Source organism: Variovorax sp. efr-133-TYG-130 (assembly GCF_030208835.1).
Taxonomy (GTDB): Bacteria; Pseudomonadota; Gammaproteobacteria; order Burkholderiales; family Burkholderiaceae_C; genus Variovorax.
The window spans coordinates 39,829-55,665 of record NZ_JARVTD010000004.1 but is presented as its reverse complement, the minus strand read 5'-3'; the positions used below and the strand labels follow the sequence as shown (position 1 = coordinate 55,665).

The window sequence follows — 15,837 nt, the reverse complement described above, 5'->3', positions numbered from 1 at the left end:
GGTGTTGTGCAACGCCCTCAGGCGCTGAGCCCGCCGTCGACGGGGATGGTGTGGCCGATCACGTACCGCGCGAGCGGAGAAGCAAGGAACAGCGCCACGCCGGCCATGTCGGCGGGCGTGGCGACGCGTCCGGCCGGAATGCGCGCGACGGTCGCCGCGAGCCGCTGCGGGTTGTCCGTGGTGACGCGGGTCATCTTGGTGGCGACCAGCCCGGGCGCGATGCCGTTCACGCGAATGCCGTCCGTGGCCCAGGCCGCGCCGAGTGAGCGCGTGAGCGACAGCGCCGCGGCTTTCGACGCCGCATAGGCCGGTGTGCCGAGCGCGGCGCGGTAGGCCGAGATGGAGCTCACCACGATCACCGCGCCACCCGCCGCCTTGAGCAGCGGGTGGAACACGCTCGCGCAGGCCATCACGCTATTGAGGTTGACGTCGACCACGCGGCGGAAGGTCGCGTCCTCGAACTCGGCGCGGCGGTACTCGACAGCGCCCTGCGCGAGCACCAGCACGTCGAGCCGATCGAACGGGGGCGCGAAGGCATGGACGGCGGCCGCGTCCGAGACGTCGACACGCGAGAAATGCAGGCCACGCAGATCGCTGCCCTCGTCGGTGCGGTAGTCACCGGGGGCAGCGCGCGTTCCCCATACATGCACCGCCGATCCCGCGGCCCGAAAGGCCTGCGCGATGCCGTTGCCGATGCCGCTGGTGCCGCCGACGACGAGCGTGGTCTTGCCGGCGAAGTCGAACGCCGTGTCGTGTTGCATCGAGGCCTCCGTGCAGGTGGGTGGCTCAGATCACGCGGCTCGCGTGTCCGGCCCAGTAGCGGTCGCGCAGCAGGCGCTTGAAGAGCTTGCCGTTGTCCTGGCGCGGCAGCTGCGCCTCGAAGTCGATGCTGCGCGGGCACTTGATCGAAGCGAGGCGCTCGCGGCAATAGGCGATCAGTTCGGCCTCCAGCGCCGGGCCTGCGCGCGCGAAGTCGGCCGGCTGCACCACCGCCTTGACCTCTTCGCCAAACTCCGCGTTGGGCACGCCGAACACCGCCACGTCGGCCACATCGGGGTGAAGGGCCAGGGCGTTCTCTGCTTCCTGCGGGTAGATGTTGACCCCGCCCGAAATGATCATGTACGCCTTGCGGTCGGTCAGGTAGAGGTAGCCGTCCTCGTCGAGATAGCCCACGTCGCCGAGCGTCGACCAGCCTTGTTCGTTGAAGGCCTGCGCTGTCTTGCCGGGGTCGTTGTGATAGACGAAGCGGCGGCTGTTGGCGAAGTACACCGCGCCCGCCGTGCCGGTCGGCTGAAGGCTGCCATCTTCCGCGACGATGCGCACGTCTCCCATCAGCGCGCGGCCCACCGAACCCTTGTGCGCCAGCCATTCGGGCGCGGAAATCATGGTGCAGCCGATGCCTTCGGAGCCGCTGTACTGCTCGAAGATGCAGGGGCCCCACCAGTCGATCATCTGTTGCTTCACCTCCACGGGGCAGGGAGCGGCGGCATGCAGCGCGCACACGAGCGAAGACACGTCGTAGCGGGCGCGCACCTCCGCTGGCAGCTTCAGCAGCCGTACGAACATGGTCGGCACGACCTGGGTGTGCGTGACCCTGTGCTCCTGCACGTTGGCCAGGAAAGCCTCGGGCTCGAACTTCTCCATCACGACCACGGTGCCGCCCAGCCGTTGCACCGTCGCGCAGAAGCCCAGCGGTGCCGAGTGATAGAGGGGCGCTGGCGAGAGATAGACCGTGTCCAGGCCGTAGCCGAAGCTGCGTGCGAACACTTGCATGATCGGCACGATTGCGCCGATCGGGTTGTTCGCGAAGGGCACCTTGATGCCCTTGGGCTTGCCGGTGGTTCCCGACGAATACATCATGTTGTGCCCCCCCACCTCGTCGCAGACCGGGGATTCGGGCTGCATGACCGTGTGCTCCTCCCAAGAGGCGTAGCCCGGGATGCGGCCGTGGGCGCAGACGAAATGCTCGACCCCGGGGCAAAGCGCCTTGAGTTCAAGCGCCTTGTCGGCCAGCGCCGCGGAGGACACCACGAGGCGCGCGCCGCAGTCGTTCACGATATAGGCAGCCTCCTGCGCGCTGAGGTGCGTGCTCACGGGCGTGAAGTAGAGGCCAGTGCGCTGCGTGGCCCAATACACCTCGAAGAAGCGCAGGTGGTTTTCCAGCATCACCGCGACATGGTCGCCGGCCTTCAGCCCGAGCGCTCTCAAGAAGTGAGCGCCCTGATTGGAGCGCGCCTCGAGCTGGGCGTAGGACAGGCGTTCTCCCGATTGCGCCATGAGGGCAGCGGTCTTGTCGGGATGCGAGCGCGCGATGATCGACGGATGGTTCATGGCCGGCTTTTTCTTGGATGGGTCGGAAGACTGGGAGGATTCAGGCGCACTCCGGGCCCGCCTGAGCGGTGCCGTGCACGCGGCGGTACTCGCCCGGCGCCACGCCGGTCCACAGCTTGAAGCTGCGATGGAACGTGCTGGGCTCCGAGAAGGCGAGTTGTTGCGAGATGTCGCTCAAGGGCAGGCTGGAGCGCGTCAGCAGCTCGATGGCCGCGTCGCGGCGCAGCGCATTCTTGATGCCCTGGAAGCTGGTGCCGTGCTCGGCCAGGCGACGCCGCAGCGAATGCGGCGTCATCTTCAGGTGCCAGGCAGTCTGCTCGAGCGATGGCAGGCCCGCCGCAAGCTGGTGCTGCAGCCGCAGGCGCACGCGCTCGGTCAGGCTCGAGTGGTCGCGAAAGCGCACCAGCAGCGCACCCGGCAGTTCGCGGGACAACGCCTGAAGGTGCAGGGGGTCGGCCATGACCGGCTCGGCGAGCCAGCTTGCATCGAACGCGATGCTCGAGGTGGGAGCGCCGAAGCGCATCGGAACATTGAACAGATGGCCGCTCTCCCGGTACGACTCGGACGGCAGGTCGCGACTGAGCGCGGCCTCGCGCAGCGCGATGCGTTGCTGCACCAGCCATGACGCCAGCCCCAGCACCCAGTACAGAAATGCCGACTGGATGAACCCGGGCCGCCGACCCTCGGCAGTCTCGCCGATGACCACGCGCGCCATCGCACCTTCGATTCGCAGGTGGGCGCTGAATTCGTCGATGGCGAGGCGGTAGATGCCGAAGCCCACGCGCAAGGCCTCGCCCAGCGTGGCGCAGCGCATCATCTGGCGCGTTGCGAGCACGAAGGTGCCGAGCTTCACGGGCCGGCTTCCGAAGCCGAGCAGTTCGTCGCGCATGCGCCAGCGCAGGTGCTTGAGCAGCGCGGCAAACTGCGCCACCGAAACGCGCGAGAGCGGCGAATCGATCATCGCGGGAGAGATGCCGTGGCGCGCCAGCAGAGCGGGCACATCCATGCCACGGTCCTGCGCGCCGCCCAGGAAGGAAAGCACGTAGCACATGGGGATCGTGTGATGAAGACCTCGGGGCGGGCTGTCCTCGGCATGCGCCTTGTCGAGCAAGGGCCGGGCATACGCGGCTGGCGTGGCGGAAGCAGCTGACGGCATGGAGTCTCCTTGAGTGCGGACGAGCCGAAGCACTCTTTTTAATGGTTGATCCAATGCTAGTGAGCTGGCCATATCGGTGTCAATCAGGGCTTGCCAGCGGCAAGGGCGGGCGGCGCCAAGGCGTCGCCCGAGGCATCGCCCAGCGCGCTGCCACCGTCGCAGTCGATCACCGTCCCGGTGATGTAGCGCGAGTTGTCGCTGCACAGGAAGAGCGCCACATCGGCGATGTCGCGCTTGCTGCCGTAATCGCGCAGCGCGAGCCGGCCCTTGAGCAGCGCTTCGCGTTCCGGCGTGGCCGCCAGTCGCGCCATGCCCTCGGTGCCCGCGATGGGCCCCGGCGAGATCGCGTTCACCCTGACACCACCTGGCCCCCACTCCATGGCCAGGCATTTGGTGAGCATGTTGATGCCGGCCTTGGCCGAATTGGCATGGGACTGGAACATCGAGGGATGGCTACCGCCCGGCGCGGTGATCGACATGAGGGAAGCGCCGGGCCGGCGCAAGTGCTCGAAGCTCGCGCGCAGCACGTTGAAAGTGCCGATCAGATCGATTTCGATAACCGTGCGGAACCCGTTCGGCGACAGCTGCGCGGCCGGCGCGTGGAAGTTGCCTGCAGCCCCGGAGACAACGATGTCGATCGGCCCGAAGCGCGACGCGGTCCTGGAGAAGACGCTCGACACGGCGTCGTAGTCGCGCACGTCCGCGGCAAAGCCGATGGCCTCGGCAGGGTCGGGCGAGACAGCGCGCGCAGCCACCTCGATGCGCTCTGCGCTGCGGCTCAGAATGGCCACCCTGGCCCCCGCGCGGCACAGATGCTGCGCGATGCCAAGATTGATGCCGCTGGACGCACCGGCAACCACCGCGACCTTGCCCTCGAGGATGCGGGGGCGGAATGCGTCGTTCATGTCGTCATTCATTTGCCGGGGGCACTCATTCCGAGGCGCGCCGCATGTCGCGTGCCACGAGTTCCTTCATCACTTCGTTGCTGCCCGCCAGGATGCGACCAATGCGCACGTTCTGGTAGATGCGCGCAATCGGGTACTCGGTCATGTAGCCGTAGCCGCCGTGCAGCTGCAGGCACTCGTCGACGATCTCGCCGCAGGTCTGGGTGCACCACCACTTGGCCATGGCGGCGGTGGTGGCGTCGAGTTCCCCGCGCGCGAGCTGGTCGATGCAGCGGTCGATGAAGGCGCGCGACACGGTGGCCTTGGTCTGGCATTCGGCAAGCTTGAAGCGGGTGTTCTGGAAGTCGAACAACGTGTCGCCGAACAGCTTGCGCTGGCGCGCGTAGGCCAGCGTTTCCGCAATGGCCCGGTCCATGGAGCCCTGCGCGCTCATCGCGGTCACCACGCGCTCGCGCGGCAGTTCCTTCATGAGCTGGCGAAAGCCTTGCCCCTCTTCAGGGCCCAGCAGGTTGGCGCAGGGAACGCGCATGTCGTCGAAGAACAGCTCCGAGGTGTCCTGCGCATGCATGCCGATCTTGTCGAGCACACGGCCGCGGCGAAAGCCCTGGACCTTCGCGGTCTCCACCATGAGCAGCGAGATGCCGCGCGAGCCCGCAGAGGGGTCGGTCTTCACCACCACGCACACCAGGTCGGCCAGCTGGCCGTTGCTGATGAAGGTCTTGGCGCCGTTCACCACATAGTGGTCGTCCCGGCGCACCGCGCGGGTCTGGATGGCTTGCACGTCGGAGCCCGCGCCGGGCTCGCTGATGGCCAGCGCTCCCACGAGGTCACCGCTCGCCATGCGCGGCAGCCATTGCTGCTTCTGCGCTTCGGTGCCGAAATTCTCCAGGTAGTGCGCGACGATGCCGGTGTGCACGCCGTTGCCCAGGCCGGGCACGATGGCCAGGGTCTGCTCGTAGAACAGGATGGCCTCGTGCATGAAGTTGCCGCCGCCGCCGCCATATTCCTCCGAGATGCCCACGCAAAGCAGGCCGGCAGCGCCGGCCTTGCGCCAGACCTCGCGGTCCACATGCTGCTGGCGGCCCCAGCGCTCTTCGTTGGGCACCAGTTCCTTGTCGTAGAAGCGCCGTACGTTGTCGCGGAAGTTTTCGAGTTCCGGGGTCATCCAGGGTGATTGGCTCATGATGCAGTCAGTGTCCCGGCCCGGAAGGCTGCGCTCAATGGCGCAACCTCACAACCCGATTGGCCTTACTGCGCGCCTTGATCGTTGGCGCCTGCATCGGGATCGCCCCCTTGCCACCACGGCGAAGCAAGATTTATCATATGTTGAACCATTGACGGAACCTGGCCTTTCTGCAAGAGCCTGGCTCTTGATCGCAGACCACGGAGACACGAAGACATGAGCCAGGTGTTCCTCGACCAGCGCAGCATGGCGCGCGACGCCCTGATGCAGCGCGCGCTGCGCGCCGCGCGCGGCTTCGATACGGCGGGCGTGCGAGAAGGCGATGCCATCGCGCTGCTGCTGCGCAACGACTTCGCCTTCTTCGAAGCGCAGCAGGCGGCCGCCGCGCTCGGCGCCTACGCGGTGCCCATCAACTGGCACGGCAAACCCGAAGAGGTGCTCTACATACTGAACGATGTGGCGCCGAAGGTGGTGGTCGGGCATGCCGACCTTCTCGCGCCGGTGCGCGAACACATTCCCGCTGGCACCGTGGTCATCACCGTGCCCACGCCGCCCGAGGCGGTCCGCGCCTTCTCGCTGGCCGAAGCCGCGACGCAGGTGCCGGCCGATGCGGCGGAATGGAACGCCTGGCTCGGAGCCTTCGCGCCATGGGACGGCCCGCCGCGGCGCAGCCGCGCGACCATGATCTACACCTCGGGAACCACCGGCCGGGCCAAGGGCGTGAAACGCGACGCGGCCACGCCGGAACAGGCTGCCGCGTACGTGCAGCTGATGCGCCGCGTTTACGGCCTGCAGCCGGGCGTGCGGGCGCTCATCGGCGGCCCGCTGTACCACTCCTCGCCCAACGCCTACGCACGCCAGGCCTTGCCGATCTGCGACCTGCTGGTGATGCAGACCCGGTTCGACGCCGAGGCCGTGCTCGCCGCCATCGAGCGGCACCGCATCAGCCACATGGTGGCCGTGCCAACCATGTTCGTGCGCATGCTCAAGCTGCCCGAAGACGTGCGCGAGCGCTACGACTTGAGTTCCCTGAAGTGGGTGACACACACCGGCGCGCCCTGCTCGGCCGAGACCAAGTGCGCCCTCATGGACTGGTGGGGCCCGGTGGTCTACGAGACCTACGGCGGCACCGAGGTCGGCACCGCCACGCTCAGCACGCCCGAAGACTGGCTCGCCTTCCCCGGCAGCGTGGGCCGGCTCAACCCCGATGCGCGCATGGTGCTCTACGGAGAAGACGGCCAGCCGGTGGCGCCCGGCGAGGTCGGCGAGATCTTCGTGCGCGTGCCGGCCTACGCCGACTTCACGTACCACAACCATCCCGAAAAGCGGAAAGAGGTGGAGCGCGACGGCCTCATCAGCTGCGGCGACGTCGGCTACGTGAAGGACGACCACCTCTACCTGTGCGACCGCCGCTCCGACATGGTGATTTCGGCCGGCGTGAACATCTATCCGGCCGAGATCGAGGCCGTGTTGCTGCAGTGTCCGCTCGTGCGCGACTGCGCCGTCTTCGGCATACCCGACGAGGAAATGGGCGAATCGCTGGCCGCGGCCGTCGAGCCGATGCCCGGCACCGCACCCGACGCCGATGCGCTGCGCGCCTTTCTGGAGGACCGCATCGCCAGGTACAAGGTGCCGCGCCGCTTCGACTTCCATGCCGCGCTGCCGCGAGAGGACAGCGGCAAGATCTTCAAGCGCCGGCTGCGCGACCCGTTCTGGCAGGCCGCGGGCCGGAAGATCTGACGTGGACGCCCCGCACATCGCGCGCCGCCTCGCCCTCGCGCTTCAGCGCCATGCGGGCCTGCATGGCAGCGTCGAGGACTTGCGCCGGCTCACCGGCGGCGCGACCAAGACGACCTGGTCGTTCGACCTGCTCACGGTTGACGGGCGCCGCCCGATGATCCTGCAGCAGATGCCCACAATGACCGCGTCGGCATCGGCATCCCCCGGCCTCGCCGCGCCCAAGCTCGACGCGGCCGAAGACGCGCGCGTGATGATCGCGGCGCGCGCGCACGGCGTGCCGGCACCCGCGGTGCTCGCCGTGCTCGACGTGCACGACGGCCTCGAGCGCGGCTACGTCACCGAACGCGTCGAGGGCGAGACGCTGGGGCGAAAGCTCGTGTCCGACCCGGCCTATGCCGGGGCCCGTCGCGCGATGGCCGCCCAGGCCGGGACCATCCTCGCGGCGATCCACTCGATGCCGGTCGCCGAGCTTCCCTTTCTGCAGCGGCTCTCGCCCGCGCGGGAGCTCGAGGTGTACGCCGGCCTGCTGGCGCGAACGGGCTTCAGCCATCCGGCGCTCGAGTACGCGGTGCAATGGGTGCGCAAGAACCTGCCGGTCGATTGGCCCGACGCACTCGTGCATTCCGACTTTCGCACGGGCAACCTGATCGTCGGCACCGAAGGCATCCGCTGCGTGCTCGACTGGGAGATTGCCCGGGTCGGCGACCCGATGCAGGACCTGGGCGTGCTGTGCATGCGCACCTGGCGCTTCGGCGGCGCGGGCGAGGCGGGCGGTTTCGGGGCGCGCGAAGACCTGTACGCGGCCTACGAGCGCGCGAGCGGCAGGCCGGTGGACCCGCTGCGCGTGCGCTTCTGGGAGGCCTTTTCCAACCTCAAGTGGGCCATCGGCTGCGTGCGGCGCGGGCTTTCGGTGCGAGCCGACGGCAGCCCCGCAAGCCTGGAACTGTGCGCGGTCGGCCGGCGCATGGAAGAGCCGCTGTGGGACTTCTTCCAACTCATCGAGGCCTGACCCCATCATGCCGAACTCCGTCCCTCCCGCCGGCACCCTGCTGCTGGCCGCCGCCCGCTACCTCGAAGACGAACTGCTGCCCACGCTGGACGGCTACCACCGCTTCCAGGCGCGCGTGACGGCGAACGTGCTGCGCATCGTGGAGCGCGAACTGCGCCTCGGCCAGCCGCACGATGAAGCCTCCAAGGCCGTGAGCCGCGAGCTGGCCGACGCCATCCGCGCAGGCGAGATACCCATCGACGCCGACCTGGCCGCGCAGCTGCGCCAAGGCCTGGGCGAGGCGCTCGCCATCAACAACCCGAAGTGGCCACATACCGAAAGACCCGCATGAACTTCACCGAAGAACAGATTTCATTCCGCGACGGCGTGCGCCGCATGGTCGAGCGCCACGTCGCGCCCATCGCCGCGGAGATCGACGAGAACGACCGTTTTCCCGAGGAGCTGATTCCGGTCTACGGCGACATGGGCCTGCTGCAGCTCTGGGTGCCGGAGGAATACGGCGGCCCGGGCGCGAACCTGACGATGGTGTGCATCGCGCGGGAAGAACTCTCACGAGTTTCGGAGTCGTGCGCACTCATGGCGGGCATGAACACCATGTTCGCGCTGCCGATCATGCACTTCGGCACCGAGGATCAGAAGCAGCGCTTTCTGCCGTTGCTGGCCGAAGGCCGCACCGTGACCGCCATCGCCATCTCGGAGCCCGACTGCGGCAGCGACGTCGGCGGCATGCGCACGCGCGCCGTGCGCGACGGCGAGAGCTACGTGCTCTCCGGGCAGAAGCAGTGGTGCACCTTCGGCAGCCGCGCCGACTACATCCTGGTGTTCGCCAAGACCGGTGAGCGCGGCGGCGCCGACGATATCAGCCCCTTCATCGTGGACGTGAAGAACAGCAAGGGCCTCACCTTCGGCCGCAACGAACGCAAGATGGGAATGAAGGGCACGATCAACGTGCCGGTGTACCTGGACAACGTGCGCGTGCCGACGGAAAACCGCCTGGGCGAGGAAGGCAAGGGCTTCCGCTCGGCCATGCGCGCGCTGGACCTCAATCGCCCCGCCATCGCCGCCGCGTCGGTCGGCCTGGCCCAGGGCGCGCTCGATGCGGCGCTGGGCTACGCCAGACAGCGCAAGCAGTTCAAGCGGGCGATCATCGAGTTCCAGGGCATCCAGTTCATGCTGGCGGACATGGCCATGCAGATCGAGGCCGCGCGCTGCCTGGTGTACGAAACCGCGCGGCTCGCCGACATCGGCGACTGGAGCCAATTGCCCAAGTTCGCGAGCATGGCCAAGTGCTTCGCGAGCGACGTGGCGATGAAGGTGACCACCGACGCGGTGCAGGTCTTCGGCGGCTACGGCTACGTGAAGGACTACCCCGTGGAAAAGATGATGCGCGACGCCAAGCTCAACCAGATCTTCGAGGGCACGAACCAGATCCAGCGCGTGGTGATCGCACGCGAGCTGATGCGTTGACGGCTTGAGGCCCGTGCCCGGCAGCGCGCCGGGCACGGACGGCGCCACGTTCAGGCGAGCAGCTGCCTGGCGATCATGTTGCGGTGGATTTCCGACGCGCCCTCATAGATGCGCAGCACGCGCAGGTCGCGGTATACCCGCTCCACGATGGTGCCGCGGCAATAGCCCGAGCCGCCGAAGATCTGCAGCGCCTTGTCGGCTATGCGGCATGCGGCCTCGGTGCAGATCACCTTCACCATCGACGCCTTCATTCGTGCGTCTTCGCCGCGCGCGGCGCGCCACACGGCCTCGAACAGCACCATGCGCGCCGCATGCAGGTCCATGGCCATGTCGGCGATCATGTGCTGAATGGCCTGGTGCTCACCCAGCGCCTGGCCGAAGGTGACACGCGTCTTGGCATGCTCGATGGTTTCGTCGAGCGCAATCTGTGCCGGCCCGAGCGCCTGGCAACCCACATTCAGCCGGCCTTCGTTGAGCCCCGACATCGCATACGAAAGACCGCGCCCCTCTTCGCCCAGCAGGTTCTCCACCGGAACGCGGCAGTCGGTGAAGGAAATCTCGCACAGGCTGTCGTCCATCCAGCCCATGGTGGGCATGGTCCGCGTGACCTTGAAGCCGGGCGTGGTCGTGTCCAGCAGAAAGGCCGAAATGCCCTTCTTGCCGGCCGAACGGTCGGTGGAGGCGAGCACGGTGATCGAATGCGCATGGTTGGCGTTCGAGATGAAGGTCTTCACGCCGTCGAGCACGTAGTGGTCGCCGTCGCGGCGCGCCGTGGTCGTCATCTTCGCGGCGTCGGAGCCGGCGTGCGGCTCGGTGATGGCAATGCAGTTGCGCGAACGTCCCGATGCAATCTCGGGCAGCCACTTCTTCTTGATGGCTTCCGAGCCATGGTCCACGATGATGTGCACGCCCGGCCCGAGCGCGGAGCGCACGAAGGGCCAGAACTGCGGCGGCAGCCGCGCCAGCTCGAGCTGCACCGCCACGCTGGTGAGGTGGTCGACAGGCATGCCGCCATAGGGCTCTGGAATCGACATGCCGTAGAAGCCCATCTCGCGCAGGGTGGCCTCCACCTGCTCAGGCACTTCGCCGGTTTCCTGGTAGCGCGTTTCGAGCTTGAGCAACGCATCGACGGCGTCGCGCGTGGCAACGCGCATTTCTTCCGCTTCGGGGGGCAGGTCAAAATCCACGATATCTCCTTTGGTAGAACCATTGATTATGACGCAGGCGCGGCGGGAACGCACGCCTCAACGGCGCAACAGAAGAATCGCCTTTCCCGAGGTCTGCCGCCGTTCCAGCGCCGCGAGCGCCGCCGGCGCATCCTCGAAGTCGAACACCGAGGCCTCGAGCGGCCGAATCCGCCCCGACAGGTACCAGCCCTGAATCTCTTCGCCCAGTTGCCGCGCCAGCGCCGGTTCGCGCTTGCGCACCTCGCCCCACAACACACCGACGGCCGAGGCATTGGCCAGCAGCAGGCGGTTGGCGGGCAACGGCGTCAACGCGCCGCTGGCGAAGCCGATCACCAGCAGCCGCGCGCCAAAGGCCAGGCAGCGCACGCTTTGCGCGCCGATGTCGCCGCCGACCGGGTCGTAGATCACGTCCACACCCTGCGGTGCAAGCTTGCGCACCTCGTCGACCCACTTCGCGTCGGTGTAGTCGATGGTCGCGTCCGCGCCGAGTGCCAGGCAGGCGTCGCGCTTGGCGGCACTGCCCGCGGTGGCGATGACGCGCGCGCCCATCAGCTTGCCGAGTTGCACAGCCGCGCTGCCGACACCGCCGGCGCCAGCGTGCACCAGCAAGGTTTCCCCTGCTTGCAGGCGCCCGGCATGCCGCAGGGCGTAGAGCGAGGTCGGGTAGTTGCCGCGCAACGCCAGGGCGGCACCGGGCGCCACGTTGGACGCGATGGGCATCGCCTCGGCACGCGGCACCAGCGCATATTCAGCGAAGCCGCCGAACCTGCCGGCCGGCGTGGCGCAGGCCACGCGCGTGCCGGCACCTTCGCCGCTGACGATGGTGCCTACCACCTCCACGCCGGGCGTGAACGGCAGGGCCGGCTTGGTCTGGTACCGGCCCTTGATGGCAAGCGTGTCCAGAAAATTGAGGCCCGCTGCCTCCACTTTCACCAGGTACTGGTCGTGCGCCGGGGTGGGCACCGGCAGCTCGGCCAGCCGCATCCGGCCCGGATCGCTCAGTGCTTCGACCTGCCAGGCTCTCAACGCGACGTGCCTCGCAGTTCGGCCCGGCCGTTCGTGAGCACCAGCACATCGCGCTCCACCACCCGCGCGCGGAAAGCGATTTCGCCGCCGTCGCGCCAGCCTTCCAGACGGATGGTCTCGCCGGGATAGACCGGTGCCGACAGCCGCGCGCGCATGGCCGACAGGCGCGTCGCGTCGAAATCCGCGAACGCGGCGATCAAGCCGCGCCCGGCGATGCCCCAGGTCGCAAGCCCGTGAAGAATGGGCCGTGCAAAGCCGGCCTTGGCTGCGAAGGCAGGCTCGGCATGCAGCGGGTTGATGTCGCCCGACAGGCGGTAGAGCAAGGCCTGGTCAGCACGCGTGGGCAGGTCGAGCACGAGTTCGGGCGCCGACTCGGGCATGGCTGCCGCAGCGGGCGCGGGCTCGTCGGCCTGGCCGTCCGCACTGGAGAAGCCGCCGTCGCCGCGCAGGAAGTAGACGCTCTCGACCGTGGCCAACGGCTGTTGCGCGGCACCGACGAGTTCCTTTTCCACATGCAGGATCGCACCCTTGCCTTCGCCCTTGTCGACCACCCGAGTCACGCGCGTGCGCCCGACCACGGTGCCTGACGGCGGCAGCGGCGCATGCAGGCGCACCGACTGCTCGCCGTGCACGAGCTTCATGAAGTCGATGCCGATCTCCTTGCGCTCGCGCATCCAGAAACCTGGCGAGGCCAGCACGGCAGCCATGGTCGGCAGCGCCACCAGTTCCTTTTCGTAGACGAAGCGCAGCTGCCTCTCGTCGAGCGGGTCGGCGCCCAGGCCGAGCCCCAGCGCGTAGAGCATCGTGTCCTTGGGGGTGTACACGTGCTGCACGTCGCCTGAGTGCCAGTCACGTGCCTTGCGATAGTCGAGCATCTGCTGTTCCTTGTGTTTCAGTGTGGAGCGATGTGATGTTCACGAGCCTGCCGCCGGCCAGCGGAACTGGGCGGGCTCGCGCGAGGCAAAGCGGCGCACCGCTTCCTTGGCGTACTCGCTGTTGGAAGCCAGCGCCTGGCCCGCGGCTTCGATCTCCAGCATGGTCGGCAGGTCGCTGCCGAGCGAGCTTTGGAGCGCCCGCTTGGAGACGCTCATGGCCACGGGCGAGGCCCCGGCAAAGCTGCGCGCAATGGCGCGTGCGCGCGGCATCAGGCTCTCGGCGGGCAGCACCTCCATCGCGATGCCCAGACGCAGCGCCTCGGCCGCGTCGATCTCCCGCGCGGAGAAAATCAGCTCCTTCGCACGCTGCAGGCCCACCACGCGCGGCAGCGTGTAGTAGGCCCCCATGTCCGGCACCAGGCCGATGCGCTGGAACACCATGCACAGCCGCGCGCGATCGCTCAGCAGCACGATGTCGCACATCAGCGCGATGCTGAAACCCGCGCCGAAGGCCACGCCGTCGACCGCCGCGATCACCGGCCGGTCGAGCGCCATCAGCTCGGTGCAGATGCGCGTATAGCGCGCCATGCCGGCACGCCGCTGTTCGGGCGTGCGCGGGCCGCCCTCGCCCATCGCCTTGACGTCGCCACCGGCGCAGAAGGCGCCGCCCGCACCCGTGACGACGAGCACACGCACCGCTTCGTCCGCGCGAATGCGCGCCAGCAGCTCGCCCAATTCGTCGGCCATCTCGGGGCTGATCGCGTTCTTCGATTCGGGCCGGTTCAGCGTCAGCGTCGCGACGCCGTCTTCCACAGCGTAGGCCAGCGTGTTCATGCGGGCTCCTCCAGCACCGAGATCGGCGTGCCATTGACCATCACGTCGCAATACTCCGACATGCCCAGCGCGGTGCGCCCCTCGCACCGGTAGGTGGTGATGCCTTCGGTGATGCGGGTATAGGCGCCCGGCTCCCCGCTGGCGCTCTTGTGGCGCAACGGCACCAGCGCGCCGACCTCGCCTTCGAGCGTGTAGCTGCGCTCGGCGGTGCGAACCAGCGCGGTGAAGCGCACCGGGTAGTACTTGTCGTCGTAGACGGTCGCGATGCGGCCTTCGAGCACCGGTTCGTAGCGGCCGTTGCGCAGCACGTTGCCGCTCACGTTGTTGGGCAGGCCGCCCTTGCGTCCCTTGACGGACAGCAGCACGCCGAAACCGCGATCGAATGTGACGGGGAGCCACTTGTACCAATAGAAGCTGTGCCAGTGGCGCGGCCCCCACGACTTGTCGCGGTACCCGAAGCCGTCGATCTCGTGGCGCACGCCGTCCACGGTGATGTGGCCGCGCACCGCCATGTTCTGCTCGGTATGGCCGCGGTAGACCGAGTGCTCTGGGTCGAGCTCGAGCCGACTGCCGTCGAGCGCCACGATTTCCCCACCGTGCATCGGCGAGATGCCCTCGTAGTCGAGCGAGATGGCGGCGCGCCGCTTCGGATACCGTTTGAAGGCACTGCCGGGGTCGGCCATGGCATGCGGGTCGTCCATGATCAGCAGCTCGCCCTCGTAGCTCACGCGCAGGCGCTTGAAGGGCTCCAGCACCTCGAAGCGCAGGCCTCCCGCGTCCATGGCCTCGTTGTGGGAGATGGGCGGGCGCCCGTACATGAAGCCGACGCGTCCGTCGGGCAGGTACACGCAGCATGTCATCTCGGCATGGCCTTCGTTGGGCCGGTTGCCCAGGCGCATCCACGCGCCGATGCCTCGCGCCGTGTCGAAGGCGTTGAAGTACATGCTCTCGTTGTAGTTGCCGGCCGCTTCGGGCGTGTGGGTGTACTCGTCCTGCGGATCGAGATGCAGTCTGCTGTCGGGGGGCATGAACATGGTCTGGTCATTGGAGAGAAATGAATCCGGGCACGGCACCGCCCCTGTGAACGTCGGCCGTGCGCGCGGATGAAGCCTGCGAGCGCTTCGGTGCCAAGATCTCGCATGCGAGTCGGCGGCTAGAAGAATGCAGCCGCGCGTGCGAGTTGCTGGCGGCACTCGGCCACCATGCGCTCCAGCAACGCTGCGCACGTCGGCACGTCGTCGATCAATCCGATCACCTGGCCAGCCCAGACGGGACCGGCGTCCACCTCGCCGGATTCGAGCGCAGCCTTGCCGCGCGCGCCGGACACCAGCGCGCGAACGTCTTCGAAGGCGCAGCCGCCGGGGCGCCGCTCGGCGGCGATGACCTCGTTCGCAACCGCGTTCGCGAACACGCGCGCGGTGTTGCCCATGCTGCGAAAAATGAGACGCGTGTCGCGCTCGCTGCCATTCACCAGCGCCTGCTTGATGGCGTCGTGCACAGGCGCCTCCTGCGTGCAGACGAAGCGCGTGCCCATGTTCACGCCCTCGGCGCCCAGCACCAGCGCGGCGGCCATGCCGCGTCCATCGGCAATGCCGCCCGAGGCGATGACGGGGATTCCGAGCGCACGCGTGGCGGCCGGGATCAGCACCAGCCCCGGCACATCGTCCTCGCCCGGATGGCCGGCGCACTCGAAGCCGTCGATGCTGATGACATCCACACCGCGCTTTTCCGCCGCCACCGCGTGGCGCACCGAGGTGCACTTGTGCAGCACGGCGATGCGGTTGCGCTTGAGCAGGGCGACCACCTCGGCGGGCACGTTGCCCGCGGTCTCGACGACCTTCACGCCGCTCTCGACGATGGTGGCGAAGATGCGCTCGTAGGGAGGCGGATTCACGCTGCGAAGCATGGTCACGTTCACGCCGAAGGGCTTGTCCGTCATGCCGCGGCAGCGCTCTATTTCGCGCGCCAGGTCCTCGGGCGTGGGCTGCGTGAGCGCCGTGAGCATGCCCAGGCCGCCAGCGTTCGATACGGCCGAGGCCATCTCGGCGCGGCCGACCCACTGCATGCCACCCTGCACGATCGGATAGCGGATACCGAGCAGTTCGGTGAGGCGCGTCTTCACGG

At 68.1% G+C, this 15,837-nt stretch carries 15 protein-coding genes; 4 read left to right on the top strand and 11 right to left on the bottom strand.

Going from position 1 to position 15,837, the window contains the following annotated elements; translation table 11 throughout:
- Nucleotides 1–17 precede the first annotated feature (17 nt).
- The 5 genes from QRN67_RS06720 to QRN67_RS06700 all read right to left on the bottom strand — a co-directional run bounded on the left by QRN67_RS06720 (nucleotide 18) and on the right by QRN67_RS06700 (nucleotide 5,575).
- The gene (locus QRN67_RS06720; RefSeq protein ID WP_285411191.1) at nucleotides 18–761 is read right to left on the bottom strand and encodes an SDR family NAD(P)-dependent oxidoreductase; all 744 of its coding nucleotides are present in this window, start codon (nucleotides 759–761) and stop codon (nucleotides 18–20) included.
- Nucleotides 762–786: 25 nt separating this feature from the next.
- The gene (locus QRN67_RS06715) at nucleotides 787–2,331 is read right to left on the bottom strand and encodes an acyl-CoA synthetase (RefSeq protein ID WP_285411190.1); all 1,545 of its coding nucleotides are present in this window, start codon (nucleotides 2,329–2,331) and stop codon (nucleotides 787–789) included.
- A 40-nt stretch (nucleotides 2,332–2,371) separates the two neighbouring features.
- On the bottom strand, nucleotides 2,372–3,487 hold the full coding sequence (locus tag QRN67_RS06710; protein WP_285411189.1) for an AraC family transcriptional regulator: 1,116 nt from the start codon (nucleotides 3,485–3,487) through the stop codon (nucleotides 2,372–2,374).
- An 83-nt stretch (nucleotides 3,488–3,570) separates the two neighbouring features.
- Nucleotides 3,571–4,392 (bottom strand): SDR family oxidoreductase, encoded by an 822-nt coding sequence (locus QRN67_RS06705; protein WP_285411188.1) that lies wholly within the window; start codon nucleotides 4,390–4,392, stop codon nucleotides 3,571–3,573.
- Between the two features lie 25 nt (nucleotides 4,393–4,417).
- The gene (locus QRN67_RS06700; RefSeq protein WP_285411187.1) at nucleotides 4,418–5,575 is read right to left on the bottom strand and encodes an acyl-CoA dehydrogenase family protein; all 1,158 of its coding nucleotides are present in this window, start codon (nucleotides 5,573–5,575) and stop codon (nucleotides 4,418–4,420) included.
- 216 nt (nucleotides 5,576–5,791) lie between these two features.
- Here QRN67_RS06700 and QRN67_RS06695 point away from each other — a divergent pair, with 216 nt between their 5' ends.
- From QRN67_RS06695 to QRN67_RS06680, 4 genes are read left to right on the top strand one after another with little or no spacing between them, the layout of a single operon-like run.
- Nucleotides 5,792–7,315, top strand: a complete 1,524-nt coding sequence (locus QRN67_RS06695) for an acyl-CoA synthetase (protein WP_199852001.1) — start codon at nucleotides 5,792–5,794, stop codon at nucleotides 7,313–7,315.
- 1 nt (nucleotide 7,316) lies between these two features.
- Nucleotides 7,317–8,324 carry a phosphotransferase family protein gene (locus tag QRN67_RS06690; RefSeq protein WP_285411186.1) on the top strand — a complete coding sequence of 336 codons (1,008 nt, stop codon included), beginning with the start codon at nucleotides 7,317–7,319 and terminating at the stop codon, nucleotides 8,322–8,324.
- Between the two features lie 7 nt (nucleotides 8,325–8,331).
- Nucleotides 8,332–8,655, top strand: coding sequence for a DUF6285 domain-containing protein (locus QRN67_RS06685; RefSeq protein ID WP_106938197.1), 324 nt, complete (start codon nucleotides 8,332–8,334; stop codon nucleotides 8,653–8,655).
- Nucleotides 8,652–9,791: an acyl-CoA dehydrogenase family protein gene (locus QRN67_RS06680; RefSeq protein WP_285411185.1), complete on the top strand. Its 1,140-nt coding sequence runs from the start codon at nucleotides 8,652–8,654 to the stop codon at nucleotides 9,789–9,791. Before QRN67_RS06685 ends, QRN67_RS06680 begins: the two co-directional genes overlap by 4 nt.
- Before the next feature lie 50 nt (nucleotides 9,792–9,841).
- Here the strand turns inward: QRN67_RS06680 and QRN67_RS06675 are convergent, their stop codons facing one another.
- From QRN67_RS06675 to QRN67_RS06650, 6 genes are all read right to left on the bottom strand, one after another.
- Nucleotides 9,842–10,978: an acyl-CoA dehydrogenase family protein gene (locus QRN67_RS06675; RefSeq protein ID WP_106938195.1), complete on the bottom strand. Its 1,137-nt coding sequence runs from the start codon at nucleotides 10,976–10,978 to the stop codon at nucleotides 9,842–9,844.
- Nucleotides 10,979–11,035: 57 nt separating this feature from the next.
- Entirely contained in the window at nucleotides 11,036–12,004 is a 969-nt protein-coding gene (locus QRN67_RS06670) for an NADPH:quinone oxidoreductase family protein (RefSeq protein ID WP_285411184.1), read from the bottom strand.
- Complete coding sequence (locus QRN67_RS06665; protein WP_285411183.1) at nucleotides 12,001–12,879, bottom strand: MaoC family dehydratase; 879 nt, start codon at nucleotides 12,877–12,879, stop codon at nucleotides 12,001–12,003. Before QRN67_RS06665 ends, QRN67_RS06670 begins: the two co-directional genes overlap by 4 nt.
- A 39-nt stretch (nucleotides 12,880–12,918) precedes the next feature.
- A complete protein-coding gene (locus tag QRN67_RS06660) occupies nucleotides 12,919–13,713 on the bottom strand; it encodes an enoyl-CoA hydratase/isomerase family protein (protein WP_285411182.1) in 795 nt (264 codons plus the stop codon).
- Entirely contained in the window at nucleotides 13,710–14,747 is a 1,038-nt protein-coding gene (locus QRN67_RS06655; RefSeq protein WP_285411181.1) for a DUF7064 domain-containing protein, read from the bottom strand. The genes QRN67_RS06660 and QRN67_RS06655 overlap by 4 nt, the downstream gene beginning before the upstream one ends.
- Before the next feature lie 119 nt (nucleotides 14,748–14,866).
- Complete coding sequence (locus tag QRN67_RS06650) at nucleotides 14,867–15,835, bottom strand: NAD(P)H-dependent flavin oxidoreductase (protein WP_285411180.1); 969 nt, start codon at nucleotides 15,833–15,835, stop codon at nucleotides 14,867–14,869.
- Nucleotides 15,836–15,837: the final 2 nt, after the last annotated feature.

Bases quoted from the DNA above. Each gene is read 5' to 3' on its own strand.
- QRN67_RS06720 (WP_285411191.1), bottom strand. From the start codon at position 761: ATGCAACACGACACGGCGTTCGACTTCGCCGGCAAGACCACGCTCGTC.
- QRN67_RS06715 (WP_285411190.1), bottom strand. From the start codon at position 2,331: ATGAACCATCCGTCGATCATCGCGCGCTCGCATCCCGACAAGACCGCT.
- QRN67_RS06710 (WP_285411189.1), bottom strand. From the start codon at position 3,487: ATGCCGTCAGCTGCTTCCGCCACGCCAGCCGCGTATGCCCGGCCCTTG.
- QRN67_RS06705 (WP_285411188.1), bottom strand. From the start codon at position 4,392: ATGAACGACGCATTCCGCCCCCGCATCCTCGAGGGCAAGGTCGCGGTG.
- QRN67_RS06700 (WP_285411187.1), bottom strand. From the start codon at position 5,575: ATGAGCCAATCACCCTGGATGACCCCGGAACTCGAAAACTTCCGCGAC.
- QRN67_RS06695 (WP_199852001.1), top strand. From the start codon at position 5,792: ATGAGCCAGGTGTTCCTCGACCAGCGCAGCATGGCGCGCGACGCCCTG.
- QRN67_RS06685 (WP_106938197.1), top strand. From the start codon at position 8,332: ATGCCGAACTCCGTCCCTCCCGCCGGCACCCTGCTGCTGGCCGCCGCC.
- QRN67_RS06680 (WP_285411185.1), top strand. From the start codon at position 8,652: ATGAACTTCACCGAAGAACAGATTTCATTCCGCGACGGCGTGCGCCGC.
- QRN67_RS06665 (WP_285411183.1), bottom strand. From the start codon at position 12,879: ATGCTCGACTATCGCAAGGCACGTGACTGGCACTCAGGCGACGTGCAG.
- QRN67_RS06660 (WP_285411182.1), bottom strand. From the start codon at position 13,713: ATGAACACGCTGGCCTACGCTGTGGAAGACGGCGTCGCGACGCTGACG.
- QRN67_RS06655 (WP_285411181.1), bottom strand. From the start codon at position 14,747: ATGTTCATGCCCCCCGACAGCAGACTGCATCTCGATCCGCAGGACGAG.